This is a genomic window from Mesorhizobium sp. B2-4-2, assembly GCF_006442845.1.
GTDB lineage: Bacteria > Pseudomonadota > Alphaproteobacteria > Rhizobiales > Rhizobiaceae > Mesorhizobium.
The window spans coordinates 19,546-39,842 of sequence record NZ_VFVM01000006.1; the positions used below are offsets into that span (position 1 = coordinate 19,546).

Genomic DNA, 20,297 nt, shown 5'->3' on the forward strand with positions numbered 1-20,297 from the left:
CATCCATGAGCCCCCGCGACGTCGTCATCACCGGCATTGGCCTTGTCTCCTCGTTGGGAGAAGGCCCCGATGAACACTGGCGCAAGCTCACTCAGCCGGATCAGAAGCCGGTGCTCGAAGCCGAGCGTTTCGCGCCCTACACCGTCCATCCGCTGCCGGAGATCGACTGGAACCTGCAGATCGCCAAGCGCGGCGACCAGCGCCAGATGGAAACCTGGCAGAGGCTCGGCACCTATGCCGCGGGTCTTGCGCTGGACGATGCCGGCATCAAGGGCAATGACGAGCTCTGCACGACCATGGACATGGTCGTGGCCGCCGGCGGCGGCGAGCGCGACGAAGCGGTCGATGCCGCCATCCTGGCCGCCTCGGAAAGCCGCAACGACCGTGACGTGCTGCTCAACGAGAAGCTCACCACCGAACTGCGCCCCACCCTGTTCCTGGCACAGCTTTCCAATCTGCTCGCCGGCAACATCTCCATCGTCCACAAGGTGACGGGATCGTCCAGGACCTTCATGGGCGAGGAAGGCGCCGGCGTAGCCGCCGTCGAGACGGCTGCCGCGCGCATTCGTTCCGGCCAGTCGACGCATATACTGGTGGGCGGCGCCTTCCAGACCGAACATTCCGATATGTTGCTCGGCTATGAGCTTGCCGGCTACCTGCATCGCGGCGCCTGGAAGCCCGTCTGGCAGCGGCAAGGCGCCGAAGGTGGCGGCGTGGTATCGGGATCCGGCGGCGCTTTCCTGGTGCTGGAGCAGCGCGAACACGCGGCAAGCCGGGGGCGCAGGATCTATGCCGAGCTCGGCCCGGTCGTCTCCGGCCGTGCCAGGCGGCGGCAGGGCGAGCTCGATTCCGAGATCGCCGCGCTGCTCAAGAAGACCGCCGTGCCGAATGGCGGCTTGCTTTCCCTGTCTGGCGCCTCAGGCGCTCACGCGGCTACCGCTGCCGAGAAGTCGGCGTTCGACAGCAATCCCGCGATCGCGGTGCGCGGCTTCGCGACGCTGACCGGCCACATGAAGGAAGCGCAGTTTCCCTTCGCCGTGGCGCTGGCGGCGCTCGCCGTCGACCGTAAGGCCGCCTACCCCGTTTTCGATGCCGCTGCCGAGAAACCGTTCGAAGGCATTCCAAGAAGCGTCCTTGCAACGGCGATCGGCTACCACCAATTCGAGGGCATGGCGCTGGTCAACGCCGCATAGAGCGGCCAGCCACATACAACGACAAAGGTTAGGGCTTCCGGATGGCCAATCTCAGAGATCACATGGGCAGGCCGATCGTTGCCGTCACAGGCATCGGCGTGGTTACTTCCCTTGGAGCCGGCAAATCAGACAACTGGACGGCGCTGACCTCGGGCAGATCGGGCATCCACCCGATCACCCGCTTCCCTGTCGACCACCTCAACACCCGCATTTCCGGCATGGTCGATTTCCTTGCGTCGAGCTCGAAGGGCGCCAGCCCCCTCACATACGAACTGGCGGAGACGGCCGCGCAGGAAGCCGTTGCCGAAGCCGGCCTCAATTCCAGCGACTTCGGCGGACCGCTGTTTCTGGCCTCGCCGCCGGTCGAACTCGACTGGCATGAGCGGTTCGCGCTCTATAATTCCGACAAGCATGACGCCGGTGCCGAAAGGCTGCTTCGGGTGGCGCGCGGCTTGAAGGAGCTCGATACATTCGAGACCACGCAGTTCGGGTCGATCGCCGACCGGCTCGCCGACCGTTTCGGCACGCGCGGCCTGCCGATCACGCTGTCGACCGCTTGCGCCTCCGGTGCAACGGCCATCCAGCTTGGGGTCGAGGCAATCCGCAGAGGCGAATGCGACCGGGCGCTGTCGATCGGCGCGGACGGCTCGGCGACCGCCGAGGCGCTGATCCGTTTTTCGCTGCTGTCGGCGCTTTCGACCCACAACGACATCCCGGAAAAGGCTTCCAAGCCCTTCTCCAAGGACCGCGACGGCTTCGTGCTGGCCGAAGGTTCCGGCGCTCTGGTGCTGGAATCGCTGGAGGCAGCGCTCGCCCGTGGAGCAAGCGTTCTGGGCATTCTGCGCGGCTGCGGCGAAAAGGCGGACGATTTCCACCGCACCCGCTCCAAGCCGGATGGTTCGCCGGCCATCGCGGCGGTGCGCGCCGCCCTCGCCGATGCCGGCCTGGGCGAGGACGAGATCGACTATGTCAACGCGCATGGCACCTCGACGCCGGAAAATGACAAGATGGAGCACCTGTCGCTGTCGACGGTGTTCGGCGAGCGGATCGGCTCGATGCCGATCTCGTCCAACAAGTCCATGATCGGCCATACGCTGTCCGCCGCCGGCGCGGTGGAAGCGGCGTTTTCTCTCATGACCATGCGCGAAGGCGTCATTCCGCCGACCATCAACTACGACAATCCCGATCCGGCGATCGTGCTCGATGTCGTGCCCAACAAGAAGCGCAATGCGCAGGTTGGCACCGTGCTTTCGAACTCCTTCGGCTTTGGCGGCCAAAACACTTGCCTTGTCATGGCGCGGGAACCGGTCTAAGCGAGCCACTTCCGCTAGAACAGAACCGACAGGCTCCATGCGCGCACTGCAACTTATCGAGGACCGCCGTCTTGAAACGGTGGACCTGCCGCCCCCGCCGCCGCCCGCGCTCGGCGAGGTGACGCTGCGCATCAAGGCAGTGGCGCTGAACCACATTGACGTCTGGGGCTGGCGCGGCATGGCTTTCGCCAAGCGCAAGCTGCCGCTGGTCGTCGGCGCGGAAGCCTCCGGCGAGGTCGAGACCGTCGGTCCCGGCGTTTCCGGCCTGCTGCCGGGACAGTTGGTCTCGATCTACGGCGCGCGCACCTGCGGCCTTTGCCGTGCCTGCCGCGAAGGCCGCGACAATCTTTGCGAACACGTCTCGGGCGTTCATGGCTTCCACCTCGACGGCTTCGCGCAGGAGAAGATCAACCTGCCGGCGCGCCTGCTGGTCCCCGTCCCTCCAGGCGTGAGCGAGATCGGCGCGGCTGTCGCCCCCGTCACTTTCGGCACCGTCGAACACATGCTGTTCGACAATGCCAGGCTCGAGCCCGGCGAGACGATCCTTGTCCACGCCGGCGGATCCGGCATCGGCTCGGCCGCCATCCAACTGGCGAAGCGGATGGGCTGCACGGTCATCACCACGGTCGGCTCGAACGACAAGATAGACAAGGCCAAGGCGCTCGGCGCCGATCATGTCATCAACTACCGTGACGACCGGTTCGAGGGCGTCGTGCGCAAGCTGACCAAGAAGAAGGGCGTCGACGTCGTCTTCGAACATGTCGGCGCCGACACCTTTGCCGGCTCGATGCTGTGCCTGAAGCGCGGTGGCCGGCTCGTCACCTGCGGCTCGACGTCCGGCGTGTCGGCGCAGGTCAATCTGATGCAGCTCTTCCAGCAGCAGTTGAAGCTGCTCGGCTCCTTCGGCTGCCGCATGGAGAACATGGCTGACGCCATGCAGAAGATGGCGGCGGGACAGGTCGCACCCGTCATCGATACCGAAGTCGGCTTCGACGACATCGACGCCGCGCTGAAGCGCATGGAAGGCCGCGACGTCTTTGGCAAGATCATCCTACGCGTCGTCTAGGCCCTGACTTCTGTGTTGAAGAAGCTTCGCCGCGACCTGATGTTCCGCTACGGCCGGCAATTGCGCCGGTTCGAGCACTGGCTGGTCGCGCGCATTGCGATGATCATCATCTCGGTGCTGCGCCTGCTGCCCCCCGACAGCGCGCTGAATTTCGCCGACCGCGTCGCCCGCCGCATCGGTCCATGGGTCGGACGCCATAATGTGGCCGTCGAGAATCTGCGCAAGGCCTATCCGCACAAGAGCGAAGCCGAGATCCAGGCCATCGCCTCCGACATGTGGGGCAACATGGCGCGTCTCGCCGCCGAATACATCTTTCTCGACGCCTTGTTCGACTACGATCCAGCCGCCACCGGTCCCGGCCGTGTCGAGGTCAGGGGAGTAGACCATTTCGTCGAGATCGCGGCCGAAAAGAAGCCGCACATCGTCTTCACCGGACATCTCGGCAATTTTGAATTGCTGCCGGTGGCGGCGGCTACTTTCGGCATGAATATCACCGCGCTGTTTCGCCCGCCCAACAATCCGTACCTGGCCGACTACATCCTCTCGACGCGCCGCGCGACCATGGGATCGTTGCTGCCCTCGATGGCGGGCGCTTCGTTCGCGCTCGCCTCGGTATTGGAAAACGGCGGCAATATCGGGGTCCTCGTCGACCAGAAGTTCACGGGCGGCCTGGAAACGACATTCTTCGGCCGCCCCTGCCAGAGCAATCGCGTGCTCGGCACACTTGCCCGTCATTATGATTGCGACGTCTACCCGGCGCGCTGCGTCAGGCTGCCGGGCAACCGCTTCAGGCTCGAGATAGAAGAGAAGCTGACATTGCCCCGCACCGCCGATGGCAGTGTCGACGTGCGCGCCACCACCCAGCTCCTCAACGACGTGGTCGAGCGCTGGGTGCGCGAGGATCCCGGCCAGTGGATGTGGTTCCACAAGAGATGGGACATCAGCCGCAAGCGACGCAAGGCAAAGACCCGAAGCGCCTAGCCTGAATCCGTCCGATGCGCCTCCGGCACAGTGGCCGGCTTAGCAGTCAGTTCCTCACGACGATGCGCGTGTTGCCGAAGCCGACTTCTCGCACCATCGAGTAGAAAGCCGCCGCATTGGCCGTATGCAGCCGCACGCAGCCATGCGACGCCGGTCGGCCGAGCTGCCTCACCGCGCCCGTTCCGTGGATGGCATAGCCGCCGTGGAAGAACACGGAATAAGGCATCGGCGACATGTCGTATTTGCGCGAATACCACATCCGGGCCGTTCGCTGCGGTCGGTAGGTGCCGCGTGGCGTGAAGTAGCCGGACCGAGCCGTGGACACGCTCCACCGGTAGACCTCCTGGCCGTACCTGACCGTCATCGTCTGCGACGACACGTCTATATTTGCAATGAGGCTGGCTGCCCAGCTCTGCACCGAAGCACCCAACAGCATCGTGACAAGTGCTGCTGCCATGAGAACTGTCTTTTTCATGCGATCAAACCCCTTTGATTGCCCCTTGCCTGCCTTCACGTCGTTTTTCATCTCTTTAATGACAGGTGAACGGCATAACATATACCCTTGACCAATTCGCCAATCCAAAGCAGCGAATTTGAACGAATTCCCGCAAGAGTTGCCGTAACGACACGCCGCAACGGCCTAATTGCCAGCGGACTTGCAAAACGACGCCGATCGCTGCTCAACTCGGGCCATGAACGAGCGACTCTTCCAAGCGATCGATGACCGGCGTGACGATCTCGTCGCGCTGACCGCCGAGCTGATCCGCTTTCCCACCATCAACCCGCCCGGCGAAGCGTACCGGCCATGCGCCGAATTTCTTGCCGCGCGGCTGAAGAAGAGCGGCTTTCAGACCGAGTTCATCCGTGCCGAGGGCACGCCCGGCGACACCGACCGCTACCCGCGCGTCAACGTCGTCGCTCGCTTCGATGGGCGCTCGCCTGGCGCCTGCGTCCATTTCAACTCGCATATCGATGTCGTCGAGGCCGGCGACGGCTGGACCGTCGATCCCTTCGCCGGCATCGTCAGGGACGGCAAGGTCTACGGCCGCGGCGCCTGCGACATGAAGGGCGGCCTGGCTTCCTCGATCATCGCGGCCGAAGCCTTCATGGAGGTATTTCCCGATTTTCCCGGTGCTATCGAGATATCAGGCACGGTCGACGAGGAATCTGGCGGCTTCGGCGGTGTCGCGCATCTGGCGAGGCTCGGCTATTTCTCGAAACCCAGGGTCGACCACGTCATCATTCCCGAACCGTTGAACAAGGACCGCATCTGCCTTGGCCATCGCGGCGTCTGGTGGGCCGAGATCGAGACCAAGGGCGAAATCGCGCATGGCTCGATGCCGTTCCTCGGCGACAATGCGGTGCGCCATATGGGCGCCGTGCTGCAGGCCTTCGAGGACGAATTGTTCCCCGCGCTCGACCGCAAGATGACGCGCATGCCGGTCGTGCCCGAAGGGGCGAAGCGTTCGACCATGAACATCAACTCCATCCATGGCGGCCAGACCGAGGATTTCCGGCCCGGCCTGCCCTCGCCCAACGTGCCCGATTCCTGCCGGCTGACCATCGACCGCCGCTTCCTGCTCGAAGAGGATCTCGCCACGGTCAAGGGCGAGGTGATCGGCATTCTCGAGCGGCTGAAGCGCGATCGGCAAAAGTTCGACTACGAGATCCGTGACCTGATGGAGGTGCTGCCGCTGATGACCGAACGCGACGCTCCGGTCGTCAAGGCAATCGCGCAAGGCGTCCACGCGATCTTCGATCGCGAGCCCGACTACGTCATTTCACCGGGCACCTACGACCAGAAGCACATTGCCCGCATCGGCCATGTCTATGATTGCATCGCCTATGGCCCGGGCATTCTCGATCTCGCCCACCGGCCTGACGAATGGGTCGGCATCTCGGATATGGTGGAATCGGCCAAGGTGATGGCGTTCGGGCTCAACGTGCTGCTGCGCGGCGCCCGATAGCGCCGCACGGGCAAGAGCCAACGGTCGACGCGGCCGTCCGGAGAAAAACATTCCCGGCTACGCCGCCGCGCGGCACGAAACGCAATTTACTCCCGTGCGAAATCACGCTTCTATTCGCCCGGTTTGAGCGCATGTTTGACCACACGGGGAGTAGCACGATGAAATTGTGGAAAACCATCCTGGCCGCGGCCGTCCTGGCGCTGGCCGTCGGCACTCCCGCGCTGGCGGCGCGAACCGATCTGGTCATCGGCATCCCGCTCGAACCGCCACATCTCGATCCGACCGCCGGCGCGGCCGCGGCAATCGACGAGGTTCTCTACGCCAACGTGTTCGAAGGCTTGACCCGCATCGGGCCAAATGGCGAGGTCCTGCCGGATTTGGCTGAAAGCTGGACCATCTCCGACGACGGCAAGACCTACACCTTCAAGCTGCACACCGGCGTGAAATTCCACGATGGCGCCGGCTTCAGCGCCGACGACGTGAAATTCTCGCTCGACCGCGCCCGCGCCGACAATTCGGTCAATGCGCAAAAAGCCCTGTTCGCAGCCATCGATATGGTCGACGTGGTCGACCCGGCAACGGTCAAGGTGACGTTGAAGAACCCGCAGGGATCCTTCCTCTACAATATGGGCTGGGGCGATGCTGTCATCGTCTCGCCGAAATCCGCTGACGCCAACAAGGAAAAGCCGGTCGGGACCGGCCCGTTCAAATTCCAGAGCTGGGCCAAGGGATCCTCGATCACGCTGGTGAAATCCGACAGCTATTGGGGCACGCCGGCTTACCTCGACAAAGTCGAGTTCCGCATCGTGCCCGATGCCGCTGCTAGCGTACCGGCATTGCTTTCCGGCGATATCCAGGCGTTCCCATTCTTCGATCCCGACAGTCTCGCGCAGGTCAAGGACGATCCGCGTTTCAAGGTGGTGATCGGTTCGACCGAAGGCGAAACCATCCTGTCGATCAACAACAAGAAGCCGCCCTTCGACAAATTGCTGGTCAGGCAGGCGATCTCCTACGCGCTCGATCGCAAGGCGATCATCGACGGTGCCTCGGCCGGCCTCGGCCTGCCGATCGGCTCGCATATGTCGCCGGCCAACAAGGACTACGTCGACCTCACCGGCCGCTATCCGCACGATGTCGCCAAGGCCAAGGAACTCTTGAAGGAAGCAGGCCTGGAGAATGGCTTCAAGGCGACGTTGAAGCTTCCGCCGCCCACCTATGCCAGGCTCGGCGGCGAGATCATCGCCTCGCAGCTCCGTGACGTCGGCATCAACCTCGAGATCATCCCGGTCGAATGGGCGCAGTGGCTGGACCAGGTGTTCACCAAGAAGGACTACGACCTGACCATCGTCTCCCATACCGAGCCCAACGACATCGGTATCTATGCGCGTAAGGATTATTACTTCAATTACGACAATCCGGCCTTCGACAAGGTGATCGCCGATCTGGACGTCACCTCCGATGAAGCCAAGCGCAAGGAATTGCTGGGGCAGGCACAGAAGATCTTGGCCGACGACGCCGTGGTCGGCTTCCTCTACGAACTGCCCAAGGTCGGCGTCTGGGACGCCAAGCTGCAGGGCCTGTGGGAAAACGCGCCGATCCAGGCCAATGATCTCACCAAGGTGAAGTGGAACGAGTGAAGCCGTTGGCCAAGAGGCGACGTTTGCGCTCCGCACCCCCCTCTGCCCTGCCAAGCTGCCTGACCCGAGCCGCAGGACGATCGCTTCAGGTTTGCGCCGCCCCTCATCGCCCTGCCGGGCACTTCTCCCCGTATAGTGACGGGGAGAAGGGGGCTGGCCGCAACCTCGGCACCCTTTCTGCAACGCTGAAGATTGGCGAAATCCTTTGCGAAGGCGTCCTTCTCCCCGTCTCTATACGGGGAGAAGATGCCGGCAGGCAGATGAGGGGCAGCGCCGATTTCGACTGTTGGCCGATCAAGCGATGACCGCCTACCTCCTCAGGCGTCTCGCGATCGCCGCCGCCACGTTGGCGCTGGCCTCCATGGTCGTCTTCGCGGTGCTGGAGATCCTGCCCGGCGACCCGGCGCGGCTGATGCTGGGCATGAATGCCAGCGCCGACCAGGTTGAGCTGCTGCGCAACCAGATGGGCCTCGACGCGCCCCTGCCCTGGCGCTACCTGCACTGGGCCGGCGGCCTGCTCTGCCTGGATTTCGGCCGCTCCTACACCTATTCGGTGCCGGTCATCGACCTCGTGCGCGAGCGTCTCGTCGTCTCATTGCCGCTGGCGCTGATTGCGCTCGCCCTATCCACCCTCATCGCCATCCCGGTCGGCCTGTTTTCAGCGAACCATCGCGGGCGGATGGGTGACACAGCGGCGATGGGCGCCGCGCAGCTCGGCGTCGCCATTCCCAATTTCTGGTTCGCGCTGATGCTGATCTATCTCTTCGCGGTCTGGCTGCGGCTGGTTCCGGCCGGCGGCTTTCCCGGTTGGGGGGCCGGTGCCTGGCCGGCGCTGAAATCACTGCTGCTGCCGGCTGTGGCGCTCGCATTGCCGCAGGCCGCGATCCTGGCACGCGTCACCCGTTCGGCACTGATCGAGGTGCTGAACGAGGACTATATCCGCACCGCCCGCGCCAAGGGCCTGCCCTATCGCGCGGTCCTGTGGCGGCACGCACTGCGCAACGCCATGATCCCGGTGCTGACCATTCTGGGCCTGCAATTCGCCTTCCTGCTCGCCGGCACCATCATCATCGAGAACGTCTTCTACCTGCCCGGCCTCGGCCGGCTGGTGTTCCAGGCGATCACCCAGCGCGACCTGATCGTCGTGGAAAGCGTCGTCATGCTGCTGGTCGCCGCGGTCATCGCCGTCAACCTCGTCGTCGACCTCTCTTATGCCGTCGTCGATCCGCGCCTCCGAAGCCGGCAATGATGTTGCATCCGGACATCCCCGAAGAGACGCTGGGCGGCATCCTCGTCAAGGCGTTCGGCAACCGCTCGTTTCTTGCCGGCTTCGCCGTCACGTTGTTCGTGGCGGCGGTGGCGATCCTCTCCTATCTCTGGACGCCCTATGACGTGACCCGGCTGGTGATATCCGACAAGACGCTGGCGCCGTCCTGGGCGCACTGGTTCGGCACCGACCATTTCGGCCGCGACATCCTGTCGATGATCATGGTCGGCGCCCGCAATTCGATCGCGGTGGCGCTGGTCGCGGTCGGCATCGGCATGGGCGTCGGCGTGCCGCTCGGTGCTTTCGCCGCGGCGCGCGGCGGCCTCGTCGACGAGGCCTTGATGCGCATCAACGATCTCGTCTTCGCCTTCCCTGCGCTTTTGTCGGCCATCATGATCACCGCCATCTTCGGCCCCGGCGCCATCAATGCCATTATCGCCATCGGCATCTTCAACATCCCGGTTTTTGCCCGCGTCGCCCGAGCCGGCGCCTTGGCGATCTGGCCGCGCGAATTCATCCTCGCCGCCCGCGCCGCGGGCAAGGGCAAGGCGCTGATCACCATCGAACATGTGCTGCCCAACATCGCCACCTTGCTCCTGGTGCAAGGCACTATCCAGTTCGCGCTCGGCATATTGGCCGAGGCCGGGCTTTCCTATCTGGGCCTTGGCGCCCAACCGCCGATGCCGAGCTGGGGCCGCATGCTGTTCGACGCCCAGACCCGCATGGTGGTGGCGCCCTGGATGGCGATCTTTCCCGGCATGGCGATCGTGATCACCGTGCTTGGGCTGAACCTTTTGGGCGACGGCATCGCCGACATCCTCGATCCGAAATCGCGGCGGCAACGATGAGCCTTCTGGAAATCGACAATCTGTCGCTGGCGATCGGCGACACGCCGATCCTCCGGAGCATCGAGTTCTCCATCGCGCCCGGCGAGGTAATGGGGCTGGTCGGCGAATCCGGCTCCGGCAAATCGATGACGGCTCTGAGCGTCATGCGGCTCTTGCCATATGCCGCGCGTGCCAGCGGGCGCGTCACCTTCGACGGTATCGACATCCTTGCGGCAAGCGAGGATCAGATGTGCGCCCTGCGCGGTGACGATATCGGCATGGTGTTCCAGGAACCGATGACCGCGCTGAACCCGCTCAAGACCATCGGCGAGCAGGTCGCCGAAGGCATACGCTGGCATGCCAAGGCAACACGTGCCGAGACGGAAGAGCGGGCGCGAAAAATGCTCGACCGGGTTGGCTTGCCATCGGCAAAATTCCCGCTGTCGCGCTATCCGCACGAGCTGTCCGGTGGCCAGCGCCAGCGCGTCGTCATTGCCATGGCCTGCGCGCTGAAGCCGAAGCTGCTGATCGCCGACGAGCCGACCACGGCGCTCGACGTGGTGCTGCAGGCGCAAATCCTCACCCTCTTGCGCGACCTTGTCGCGGAGAGCGGCATGGGCCTGCTCCTGATCTCGCATGACCTCGCCGTGGTCACCGAGATGGCGGATCGCATCACCATTCTTCGTCGGGGCGAAGTCATGGAAGCCGGCGATACGGCCCGCACGCTCTCTGAACAGCTCCACCCCTATACCCGCCAGTTGGCGCTGGCCTCGATGCACGTGCCGGCCCGCGCCCGGCCGCATGGCGCCTCGGCAGCCCGGCCCTTGCTCGAGGTGGAGGGCGTGACGCGCGACTATCCAGGCCGGCGCACCTCCCTGTTCCGGCGCGCGCCTGATATCCGCGCCGTCGACGGCGTGTCGCTGTCGATGGCGCCGGGCCAATCGGTGGCGCTGGTCGGCCGCTCCGGCTGCGGCAAGTCCACCTTGGCGCGCATGATCCTGGCGCTGGACCGGCCGAGTTCGGGGACCATCCGCTTTCGCGGCGAGCCCCTCACCGGCAAGAGCGAGGCGGACCTGAAGCCGGCGCGGCGCGACATGCAGGTGGTGTTCCAGGACCCCTATGGCTCGTTCGATCCGCGCCAGAAGGTCGAGAAACTGGTCGCCGAGCCGCTGCACGTGCTGGACAGGAAACCGGGGCGCGCCGAGCGCCGCGAGATGGTGGCGCAGGCGCTGCACGAGGTCGGCCTCGACCAGCACGACATGGAAAAGTATCCGCACGAATTTTCCGGCGGCCAGCGCCAGCGCCTGTCGATCGCCCGCGCCATCATCACCCGCCCAAAACTGGTCGTCGCCGACGAGCCGGTTTCGGCGCTCGATGTTTCGATCCGCGCTCAGATCCTCGACCTGTTCGCCGAGCTCAACCAGAAACTCGGCATCGCCTATCTCTTCATCACCCACGACCTCACCGTCGCCCGCGCCATAACGGACGAAGTGCTGGTCATGCATGACGGCCAGATCGTCGAGCGTGGCCGGACGAGCGAGGTGCTGGATCACCCGCAATCCGAGGCGGCCAAGGCGCTTGTCGCCGCAGCGCCGGACCTGCACAGGGCAATTGCACGCCGTATGCAGGAGCAGGGGTGAGCGATCGGTTCGCGAAGCGAATCCGCCGTGTGAGTGAAAGGCCGCAAATGCCGGAGGCTGCCGTAGACAGCCGGCCCGGCTGGGATCCCATCAACCTACTGCTCAGATTTCACCACGTCGACCGGGCTGATGTCGAGCAGGTCGAGCGTGCGGCGCAGCAGGCGCACCTCGGTCTCGGCCAATTGCGCGTCCGCCTTGGCGATCTCGGCCATATGCTGCGCCAGTTGCTTGCGCCGCTCGACATCGAGGTCGCGGAACAGCGCGATGGCCTGTGAGCCATTGGTTTCGTAGCCGAATTCGTTGAGATATTCGATGACGGCGTCGATGCTGGTTTCCGGAATGCCGAAGGCATCCTTGCAGATGCGCCGGAAGGCAACCATCTCGCTCTCGCTGACCGTTCCGTCAGCCAGGATCATGCGGAACAGCATCAGAAGTTCCGCCGACAACACGGGGTCGTCCGCCACCTTGCGCACCCCGGGGTCGCCATCGAAGATCGAGCGTATCTGGTCGAGCAGTTCGAATGCCATCGGGAGCCCCTTTTGCCGATTCCTCTAATCCATGTAGCCCAAAAAAGCGCAGCGGTTTTGGGATAATGACAGCACAACGCGAAATCCAGGCGCGACGCGCTTGGATAGAAGTAGCGTGAAATCGGTCTTGCGCAAACGGGGTGTTCGTGATCGAAGCCGGAGCATCTCTGGCTTGATTTCTCCCTGATGATCGACTTCACCTTAGAATCCGTCGCCATGCTCGCCTTCGCCGGTTTTGCCGCGGGCTTTGTCGACTCGATTGCCGGCGGCGGTGGGCTGATCACTATTCCCGCACTGCTGCTGGCCGGCTTCTCGCCGGTCGAGGCGCTGGGAACCAACAAGCTGCAGGGCATGTTCGGCTCGGGATCTGCGACCATCCACTATGCCGCGAAAGGCCATGTCGACCTTCGCCGGCAACTGCCTTCTGCGCTGCTGGCGCTTGCCGGCGGTGCCGTCGGCGCCTTGCTGGCAACGGTCGTGCCCGCCGATCTGCTGCGGGCGCTTCTGCCGCTGGTGCTGATCGCCATCGCGCTCTATTTCGCCCTGAAGCCCAACATGACCGACGTTGACCGCGCCGAACGTATGACGCCCTTCCTGTTCGGGATAACGCTGGTGCCGGCCATCGGCTTTTACGACGGCCTGTTCGGGCCGGGTGCCGGGTCCTTCTACATGCTGGCCTTCGTCGCGCTTGCCGGCTACGGCGTACTCAAGGCGACGGCCCACACCAAGCTGCTCAACTTCGCCTCCAACATCGGCGGCTTCGTCGTCTTCGCCGCGGTCGGTGTCATCTCCTGGAAGATCGGCCTGATGATGGGCGTCGCCCAGTTCCTCGGCGCCCGCCTCGGCGCCAGCCTGGCCATGCGCATCGGCGCCAGGCTGATCAAGCCGCTGCTTGTCATCGTCTGCGTCGCTCTGGCGGCGAAGCTCCTGGCCGACCCGGCGAACCCGCTGCGCGTCCTGATTGGTGTGTGACCCGCGCGCCTGATGGAATGCCGCTGTTCGAATCATGTCGAGGAGAGGACCCGCACATGAATCTCAGCGCACCTACCGAGATTGTTTTCATCATCTCCCTTGTCATCGCCTCATCGGCATTCTCGCCGCCCTCGGCCTCTTTCGTTCATCCACTCGCGTCGGTGTGGACCGTGCCCATTGCTTACCTCGTGCGTGCCGGCGGCTGCCTGATGCGCGGCGCCTGACATTCAAATCTCAGGCAATTCGGAGCGCCCGGCCAAAAGCCGGGCGCTTTTGATTCGGGTCCGGGCTCTGCTAGAGTCCTGTCGATGCCAATCGAGATGCCATGTCAGGAGGAACAGGACCGGTCAGTCCCCGGGCGGTTCGAGATGCGGCGGCGCCTTCCCAGCCCTGCCCTCGCGGGCATTGTGTCAGACATTTGCGGTTATCGCGAAACGGCGCCCGGCCATCACCGCAATGTCGAATATGCCTCCCTTACCGTGCCTCTGGTCATCAGCTTCGCCGAACCTTTCGCCATCGGCCTTGGCAAGCCGCCCGGCGACAATGATCGCTTCGCCAGTTTCGCCGCCGGCCTCTATGCCGGACCCGTGATGATCGAATCCTTCGGCGGCGCCTGCTGCGTCCAGGTCAATTTCACCCCGCTTGGCGCACGCCGATTCTTTGGCCAGCCGATGAGCGGGTTGACCGACCGCATGGTCAGCCTGGACGATGTGCTCGGCATCGAAGGCGTCGCCTTGCGCGAGCGGCTTGGCAACGCGGCGGACTGGAGCAAACGTTTTGCCCTTGTCGAGATGTTCGTCGCCGCCCGGCTGGCCGATGCGCCGGAAACGCAGGCCGGGGTTGCCTGGGCCTATGACAGGATCCTCGCCTCCGGCGGCCGCGTGCGCGTCTCGTCACTGGCCGACAGGCTGGGCTGGAGCCGCAAGCATCTGGCGGGGAAATTCGCGGACGCGACCGGCATCGGCCCGAAAACGCTGTCGCGCATCGTCCGCTTCAACCGCGCGCTTGGCCTGTCGAGGCAGCAAGCCTGCGATTGGGCCGACATCGCGGCCGATTGCGGCTATGCCGACCAGGCGCATCTGGTGCGTGAGTTCCGCGACCTTGCCGGCGAGACACCGACCGCGATCGAGGGTTCGGCACAGGCCTGAAGTCCCGGGTAACATTTCTTCAAGACGCCGGAACGGCTGTCGCTCAGACTGGGTTCATCGATGAGCTCGAATGAAGGAAGTTGCCATGCCCGCTGAAGCCCCCCGCCTCTACCCCGCCTTGCGTTACAGGAACGCCGCAAAAATGATCCGCTGGCTGTGCGAAGCCTTCGGCTTCAGCATCCGTGCTCGCTACGGCGAAGGCGATGTCGTGCACCATGCCGAACTGGTCTTCGGCTCCTCGATGATCATGCTCGGCAGCGCGCGCGACGACGACTACGGCAAAATGGTTGGCGAACCCGGCACAGGCGGCGGCAAGTCAATCTACATCACCGTCGACGACGCAGACGCCGCCTACGCCAAGGCGAAGAAGGCAGGCGCCACGATCCTCCAGGAATTGACCGACCGCGACTATGGCAGTCGCGAGTTCATCTGCCGCGACCCGGAGGGCAATGTCTGGTCCTTCGGCACCTATTGGCCGAAGGCGGGAGAAAAGAGCAGCTAGCTACCGCGCCAGCGAAAAGATCGCGTCGCAGTCAAGATGGCTCTCCAACTGGGCCGCGACCTCGTCGAGAGCCCTCTCGACCTCGGCGCGATAGTCGATGCCGCCGCCCTTGACGCCGAGGCTTTCGAGGAACCTCCCTCGAAAGGCGTCGGCGCCAAACAGCCCGTGCATATAGGTTCCGACCACCTTGCCATCCGCCGAGACCGCACCGTCCTCGGCGCCATTGATGATCGCCGACGGCCGCAGCATGTCCGGGCCGGTGGTGCGGCCGAGATGGATCTCGTAGCCTTCGAGCGGCAGGTCGAACGGCACCGAGCGGGCGCTGACGTTGCGCACCGTCTTTTCCGGTTCCATCACTGTTTCGATGTCGAGCAGGCCAAGCCCTTCCGCTTCGGTGACGCTGCCCTCGATGCCGTCGGGATCGCGCACGATGCGGCCAAGCATCTGGAAGCCGCCGCAAATGCCGACGACATGGCCGCCGCGCCTGCGATGGGCGAGAAGATCACGGTCCCAGCCATTTTCGCGAAATTTCAGCAGATCCCCGATCGTCGACTTCGAGCCGGGAATGACCACCAGTCCCGCATCCTGCGGCAACGGCTTTCCAGGCTGCACGAATACCACTTCCACCTGCGGCTCGGCCTTGAGCGGGTCGAGATCGTCGAAATTGGCGATGCGGCCAAGCATCGGCACCGCCACCTTCAGCGCACGCGCCTCCCCGGAGGCAAGCCGCTCCAGCACCACCGAATCCTCCGAGGGCAGCCGGGCAGCGGCCTTCAGCCACGGCACGACGCCGAAGCAGCGCCAGCCGGTGAACGCTTCGATCGCGTTGATGCCGTCGTCGAACAGCGACACGTCGCCACGGAACTTGTTGATGAGATAGCCGACGATCATGCGCCGGTCTTCCTCCGGCAGGATCAGATGCGTGCCCGCGACCGAGGCGATGACGCCGCCGCGGTCGATGTCGCCGACCAGCACGACAGGCACATCGGCACGCGTCGCAAAGCCCATATTGGCGATGTCGCGGTTTCTGAGATTGATCTCCGCCGGCGAACCCGCGCCCTCGACGATGACGAGATCGGCGCCCTCGCCGACCTTGCCCCAGGAGTCCAGAACGGCGTCCATCAGCCGGCCCTTCAACGCCTGGTAGTCGCGCGCCCGCGCCTCGCCGAACACCTTGCCTTGCACGATGACCTGCGCACCGACATCGGTCTGCGGCTTGAGCAGCACCGGGTTCATGTGAACCGATGGCGGCACGCCGCAGGCGATCGCCTGCAGCCATTGCGCGCGGCCGATCTCGCCGCCGCCAGCCCTGTTGTCGCCGGGAATATCGGCGACAGCGGCATTGTTCGACATGTTCTGCGGCTTGAACGGACGCACCTTCAGCCCACGCTTTTTTGCGGCGCGGCACAGCCCTGCGACCAGCACGGTCTTGCCGACATCCGAACCCGTGCCTTGCAGCATAATGGCTTTAGCCATGGCTCAGCCCCTGCCCTGCGTCACGGTCCCGGTGATCGTGGATTTCTGCGCCAGCGGCCCGCCGCGCCAGATATAGAGCGCCAGCAACGGCTCCTTGCCGGTGCGCATGGCGTGATTGACCTTGGAAGCGTGGTACACGACCTCGCCGGCCTCTCGCTTGTGAAAGCTGTCCTCGCCCATGCGCCACTCGGTGCCGCCGGTCAGCGGGATATAGATCTCCTCGGCGACATGATGGTGGTCGGGATAGACGATATCAGGCCCAAGGATCAGCACGCCGGCGGCGACCTCGTCGTTGGCGAAGTGGCCGCGGGTGCCGAATACTTCGAGCCAGCCATAATTGTCGATGAACGCCTTGCCGAAATCCGACTCGCCGTAGGTCTGGCCCCAGCGCGATTCGCCGCGCTCCTGCGCCAGAAATTGCACCAGCTGCTTGGTCCGCGCCGGTGTCAATTCGGCGGCACGATCGAGATGGCGCAGGCAGCCGAGTGAGTGCGGTTCAAGCTCGCGGGCGGGCATATCCCACCCTATGCGCGCCACCGCATCCTGCACCAGGAAGTCACCCACGGAAGCGAGATAGGCGTGGAACCGCTCTAGCAGCTCATCGAATTTTGTCGTCACATCTTGCTCCGGACATGCATTGACGCACAGCCGCTCCGCGGCGGCTCGGGTTGCGCGGCGGCATCATTGGTCTAGATTGGTGCGCGCGCAAAGCCAAAAACGACAGGCCAGCGAGCCAGCTGGCCAGTATATAGGGAGCACGCCATGGACGCCGTGGTCGATGCGAGCACCAGCCAGTTCGAACTCAACGAGGACCAGCGCGCCATCCAGGAAATGGCTCAGGCCTTCGCCGCCGATCGCGTCGCGCCGAATGCGCTAGACTGGGACCGCAACAAGCATTTCCCCGCCGACGTGATCCGCGAGACTGGCCCGCTGGGCCTCGGCGGCATCTATGTCAGGGACGATGTCGGCGGCTCCGCGCTCGGCCGGCTCGACGCCGTGCTGATCTTCGAAGCGCTGTCCCACGCCGACCCGGCCTTTTCCTCCTTCATCTCGATCCACAATATGGTGGCCTCGATGATCGATCGTTTCGGCGACGACGGCCAGCGCCAGCGCTTTCTGCCGAAGCTCACCTCCATGGAATGGCTGGCGAGCTATTGCCTGACCGAGCCGGGTTCCGGCTCGGACGCCGCTGCCCTGAAGACGCGGGCGGTGAAGAGCGGCGGCGACTACGTGCTGAACGGCGCCAAGCAGTTCATCTCCGGCGCCGGCGACAGCGATATCTATGCCGTCATGGTGCGCACCGGCGCCGAGGGACCAAAAGGCATTTCCACCATCGTCGTGCCGAAAGATGCGCCGGGACTCTCCTTCGGCGCCAATGAGCACAAGATGGGCTGGCATATGCAGTCGACCCGCCAGGTCATTTTCGAGGATTGCAAGGTGCCGGCTGAAAACCTTTTGTCAGGCGAAGGCGCCGGCTTCGGCATCGCCATGGCCGGGCTTGACGGCGGCCGGCTGAACATTGCCGCCTGCTCGCTGGGCGGCGCGCAGTCGGCTCTCGACAAGGCGCTGTCCTACACAGCCGAGCGCAAGGCCTTCGGTTCGAAGATCAACCAGTTCCAGGCTTTGCAGTTCAAGTTGGCCGACATGGAGACCGAATTGCAGGCGGCGCGCATCTTTCTTTATGCCGCCGCTTCCAAGCTCGACCGCAAGGCACCGGATGCCTCGAAATGGTCGGCAATGGCCAAGCGCTTCGTCACCGACACCGGTTTCAACGTCGCCAACGATGCGCTGCAGCTGCTCGGCGGCTACGGTTACCTGCACGATTACGGCATCGAGAAACTGGTGCGCGACCTGCGTGTGCATCAGATCCTCGAAGGCACCAACGAGATCATGCGCGTCATCATCGCCCGCGCGTTGATCGGTCGCTGAAGCGTGCAAACTCCGGGAGAGACACAATGACCACAATCGCCTTCATCGGCCTTGGGAATATGGGCAATCCAATGGCGGCGAACCTGGTCAAAGCGGGGTATGCCGTGCACGGCTACGACCTAATGTCCGAAAACCTCACCGTCGCCAAAGAACATGGCGTTACGATCATGGCCAATGCCTTGACCGCAGTGAAAGATGCGGATGTTGTCATTACCATGCTGCCCGCCGGCAAGCATGTCCTGTCGGTCTACGAAGAGATCGCGTCCAAGGCAAAGAAGGGCGCGCTTTTCATCGATTCCTCGACCATCGACGTCGAATCGGCGCGCAAGGCGCATGCCATCGCCGCAAAGCACGGCCTGCTGTCGGTTGATGCGCCGGTCTCGGGCGGCACCGGCGGTGCCGCCGCCGGCACGCTGACTTTCATGGCCGGCGGCTCGGACGACGCCTTCGCCGCCGCCGAGCCGATCCTGAACCCCATGGCCGGGCGCATCGTCCATTGCGGCGGCGACGGCGCCGGCCAGGCGGCCAAGATCTGCAACAACATGATTCTCGGCATTTCGATGATCGGCGTCGCCGAGGCCTTCGTGCTGGCCGAAAAGCTCGGCCTGGCGCACCAGGCCCTGTTCGACGTTGCCTCGACCTCTTCAGGCCAGTGCTGGTCGCTGACCACCTATTGCCCGGTGCCCGGCCCGGTGCCGACCTCGCCCGCCAACCGCGACTACAAGCCCGGCTTCGCCGCCGCGCTCATGCTGAAGGATTTGAAGCTGTCGCAGGAAGCCGCACAAGCCGCGGGCGCGGTGACACCGCTTGGCGCCGAAGCGACACAGCTCTACGGCCTGTTCAACGCGCAAGGGAATGCCGGCGCCGATTTTTCCGGGATCATAAATTTTCTGCGCGGCGCCAATCAATAAGCAATTGATAAAGCTCGTTTTTCTTTCGTACGCCTCGCCGGAGAACCGCAAAATTTAGGTTTGCTTAAGCTCTCGATAACTCCGCGGTAACGATGTCCCTATAAAACGGACTGCGAGGCGGATATCGCGTCCGCCCGGCGCTCCGGATCAGGTCTCGCGTACCGGAGCCCGTAAGTTTCGCCAAGTGTTTGCGTAGCGAAACGCCAAGCGTATCTGGCAAAGCCGCGTTCCCGGTGGGGCGCGGTTTTTGCGTTCCAGGATCCGACATCCCTCATATTCCGATTGCCGCGTTCGGGATCGGCACGTGATCTTCATTGGTCAGCACGATCGGCGCATCGGCGCCCTCGACCCGGACCACGAGCAGGTGCGTGCTCCACGTGCCTGCATTGCGAACAAGATGCGAAAACACCGTGCCCTTTCCCTTGGCGCCGTGGATGGGAATGCTGAACTGCGCGTCACCCGTCCCATCTGCGTTGACGTTGAGATGGCCGCCGACCCAGAAATTGGCGGTCACGTCGTCGCCGATGGCGGCTTTCACCCGGGTATCGGCGCGAACGACCTCCATGGTCATGTGATAGGCGTCACTGCCTTTGATCATGAAAGGGATGCCACCGACCATCGTCGCGCAGCCCCCGATACTAAGCACCCAGACGGCAAGACCGGCGATCGCCCAGTTGCGCTGCGTTCTGCGGAACTGCTCGGCATCGCGCCACACCCGGTTCCGCCATGCCCAGCGGCTGCCGCGCGCGCCGAGCACGAAGATCATGACGATGTTGACGATCGGGATCAGCGCCAGCAGGGCGATGAAGGTGGAGTTGCCGATGCCCCAGATCCAGTTGAGGAAGAAGGCGCCCCAATTCCAGCGATCGAGCTCAGCCGGGATTTCGGCGGGCTGGTTGAGCGGTTGTCCGGCCATCGCGTTCCCCGTCGGCAAAACTGCC

20 protein-coding genes are annotated in these 20,297 nt (G+C 64.1%); 15 read left to right on the forward strand and 5 right to left on the reverse strand.

Annotated elements, in window-relative coordinates; all coding sequences use genetic code 11:
- Positions 1–5 precede the first annotated feature (5 nt).
- Genes FJ942_RS15130 through FJ942_RS15145 form a run of 4 tightly spaced genes read left to right on the forward strand, consistent with a single transcriptional unit; the run spans position 6 to position 4,553 of the window.
- A complete protein-coding gene (locus FJ942_RS15130) occupies positions 6–1,193 on the forward strand; it encodes a beta-ketoacyl-ACP synthase (RefSeq protein ID WP_140579795.1) in 1,188 nt (395 codons plus the stop codon).
- Between the two features lie 41 nt (positions 1,194–1,234).
- Positions 1,235–2,506, forward strand: coding sequence for a beta-ketoacyl-ACP synthase (locus tag FJ942_RS15135; protein WP_140495696.1), 1,272 nt, complete (start codon positions 1,235–1,237; stop codon positions 2,504–2,506).
- A 37-nt stretch (positions 2,507–2,543) separates the two neighbouring features.
- Entirely contained in the window at positions 2,544–3,572 is a 1,029-nt protein-coding gene (locus FJ942_RS15140; RefSeq protein WP_140517233.1) for a zinc-binding dehydrogenase, read from the forward strand.
- A 12-nt stretch (positions 3,573–3,584) separates the two neighbouring features.
- Positions 3,585–4,553 carry a lipid A biosynthesis lauroyl acyltransferase gene (locus FJ942_RS15145; RefSeq protein ID WP_246679799.1) on the forward strand — a complete coding sequence of 323 codons (969 nt, stop codon included), beginning with the start codon at positions 3,585–3,587 and terminating at the stop codon, positions 4,551–4,553.
- Between the two features lie 46 nt (positions 4,554–4,599).
- On the opposite strand, the gene FJ942_RS15150 is transcribed toward FJ942_RS15145, so the two are convergent.
- Positions 4,600–5,028 carry a L,D-transpeptidase gene (locus tag FJ942_RS15150; RefSeq protein ID WP_140495693.1) on the reverse strand — a complete coding sequence of 143 codons (429 nt, stop codon included), beginning with the start codon at positions 5,026–5,028 and terminating at the stop codon, positions 4,600–4,602.
- Between the two features lie 217 nt (positions 5,029–5,245).
- On the opposite strand from FJ942_RS15150, the gene FJ942_RS15155 reads away from it, so the two are divergent.
- From FJ942_RS15155 to FJ942_RS15180, 5 genes are all read left to right on the forward strand, one after another.
- Positions 5,246–6,520, forward strand: coding sequence for an acetylornithine deacetylase/succinyl-diaminopimelate desuccinylase family protein (locus FJ942_RS15155; protein WP_140656537.1), 1,275 nt, complete (start codon positions 5,246–5,248; stop codon positions 6,518–6,520).
- Positions 6,521–6,678: 158 nt separating this feature from the next.
- A complete protein-coding gene (locus tag FJ942_RS15160) occupies positions 6,679–8,157 on the forward strand; it encodes an ABC transporter substrate-binding protein (RefSeq protein ID WP_140817468.1) in 1,479 nt (492 codons plus the stop codon).
- A gap of 301 nt (positions 8,158–8,458) precedes the next feature.
- Entirely contained in the window at positions 8,459–9,406 is a 948-nt protein-coding gene (locus FJ942_RS15170) for an ABC transporter permease (protein ID WP_140555073.1), read from the forward strand.
- The gene (locus FJ942_RS15175; RefSeq protein ID WP_140517241.1) at positions 9,403–10,272 is read left to right on the forward strand and encodes an ABC transporter permease; all 870 of its coding nucleotides are present in this window, start codon (positions 9,403–9,405) and stop codon (positions 10,270–10,272) included. Before FJ942_RS15170 ends, FJ942_RS15175 begins: the two co-directional genes overlap by 4 nt.
- Positions 10,269–11,891, forward strand: a complete 1,623-nt coding sequence (locus tag FJ942_RS15180) for a dipeptide ABC transporter ATP-binding protein (RefSeq protein WP_140898086.1) — start codon at positions 10,269–10,271, stop codon at positions 11,889–11,891. Before FJ942_RS15175 ends, FJ942_RS15180 begins: the two co-directional genes overlap by 4 nt.
- Positions 11,892–11,986: 95 nt before the next feature.
- Here FJ942_RS15180 and FJ942_RS15185 read toward each other — a convergent pair whose 3' ends face one another.
- Positions 11,987–12,418: a TerB family tellurite resistance protein gene (locus FJ942_RS15185; RefSeq protein WP_140495687.1), complete on the reverse strand. Its 432-nt coding sequence runs from the start codon at positions 12,416–12,418 to the stop codon at positions 11,987–11,989.
- Between the two features lie 186 nt (positions 12,419–12,604).
- On the opposite strand from FJ942_RS15185, the gene FJ942_RS15190 reads away from it, so the two are divergent.
- The 4 genes from FJ942_RS15190 (at position 12,605) to FJ942_RS15200 (ending at position 15,040) form a co-directional block, all read left to right on the forward strand.
- Positions 12,605–13,390 (forward strand): TSUP family transporter, encoded by a 786-nt coding sequence (locus FJ942_RS15190; protein ID WP_140898088.1) that lies wholly within the window; start codon positions 12,605–12,607, stop codon positions 13,388–13,390.
- Between the two features lie 56 nt (positions 13,391–13,446).
- Entirely contained in the window at positions 13,447–13,614 is a 168-nt protein-coding gene (locus tag FJ942_RS28535) for a hypothetical protein (protein ID WP_181169595.1), read from the forward strand.
- A gap of 84 nt (positions 13,615–13,698) precedes the next feature.
- The gene (locus tag FJ942_RS15195; RefSeq protein ID WP_140898090.1) at positions 13,699–14,538 is read left to right on the forward strand and encodes an AraC family transcriptional regulator; all 840 of its coding nucleotides are present in this window, start codon (positions 13,699–13,701) and stop codon (positions 14,536–14,538) included.
- Between the two features lie 85 nt (positions 14,539–14,623).
- Complete coding sequence (locus FJ942_RS15200; RefSeq protein ID WP_140675723.1) at positions 14,624–15,040, forward strand: VOC family protein; 417 nt, start codon at positions 14,624–14,626, stop codon at positions 15,038–15,040.
- Here FJ942_RS15200 and FJ942_RS15205 read toward each other — a convergent pair whose 3' ends face one another.
- On the reverse strand, positions 15,041–16,516 hold the full coding sequence (locus FJ942_RS15205) for a cobyric acid synthase (RefSeq protein WP_140898092.1): 1,476 nt from the start codon (positions 16,514–16,516) through the stop codon (positions 15,041–15,043). It lies immediately after the preceding gene.
- A 3-nt stretch (positions 16,517–16,519) separates the two neighbouring features.
- The gene (locus FJ942_RS15210; protein WP_140898094.1) at positions 16,520–17,134 is read right to left on the reverse strand and encodes a dimethylsulfonioproprionate lyase family protein; all 615 of its coding nucleotides are present in this window, start codon (positions 17,132–17,134) and stop codon (positions 16,520–16,522) included.
- Between the two features lie 144 nt (positions 17,135–17,278).
- Between FJ942_RS15210 and FJ942_RS15215 the strand changes: the two genes are divergently transcribed.
- Both FJ942_RS15215 and mmsB read left to right on the forward strand, forming a co-directional pair.
- Entirely contained in the window at positions 17,279–18,445 is a 1,167-nt protein-coding gene (locus FJ942_RS15215; protein ID WP_140898096.1) for an isobutyryl-CoA dehydrogenase, read from the forward strand.
- Positions 18,446–18,471: 26 nt separating this feature from the next.
- Positions 18,472–19,356, forward strand: a complete 885-nt coding sequence (mmsB, locus tag FJ942_RS15220) for a 3-hydroxyisobutyrate dehydrogenase (RefSeq protein ID WP_140495679.1) — start codon at positions 18,472–18,474, stop codon at positions 19,354–19,356.
- A gap of 271 nt (positions 19,357–19,627) precedes the next feature.
- Here mmsB and FJ942_RS15225 read toward each other — a convergent pair whose 3' ends face one another.
- Positions 19,628–20,272, reverse strand: a complete 645-nt coding sequence (locus FJ942_RS15225) for a cytochrome c oxidase assembly factor Coa1 family protein (protein ID WP_140495678.1) — start codon at positions 20,270–20,272, stop codon at positions 19,628–19,630.
- Positions 20,273–20,297: the final 25 nt, after the last annotated feature.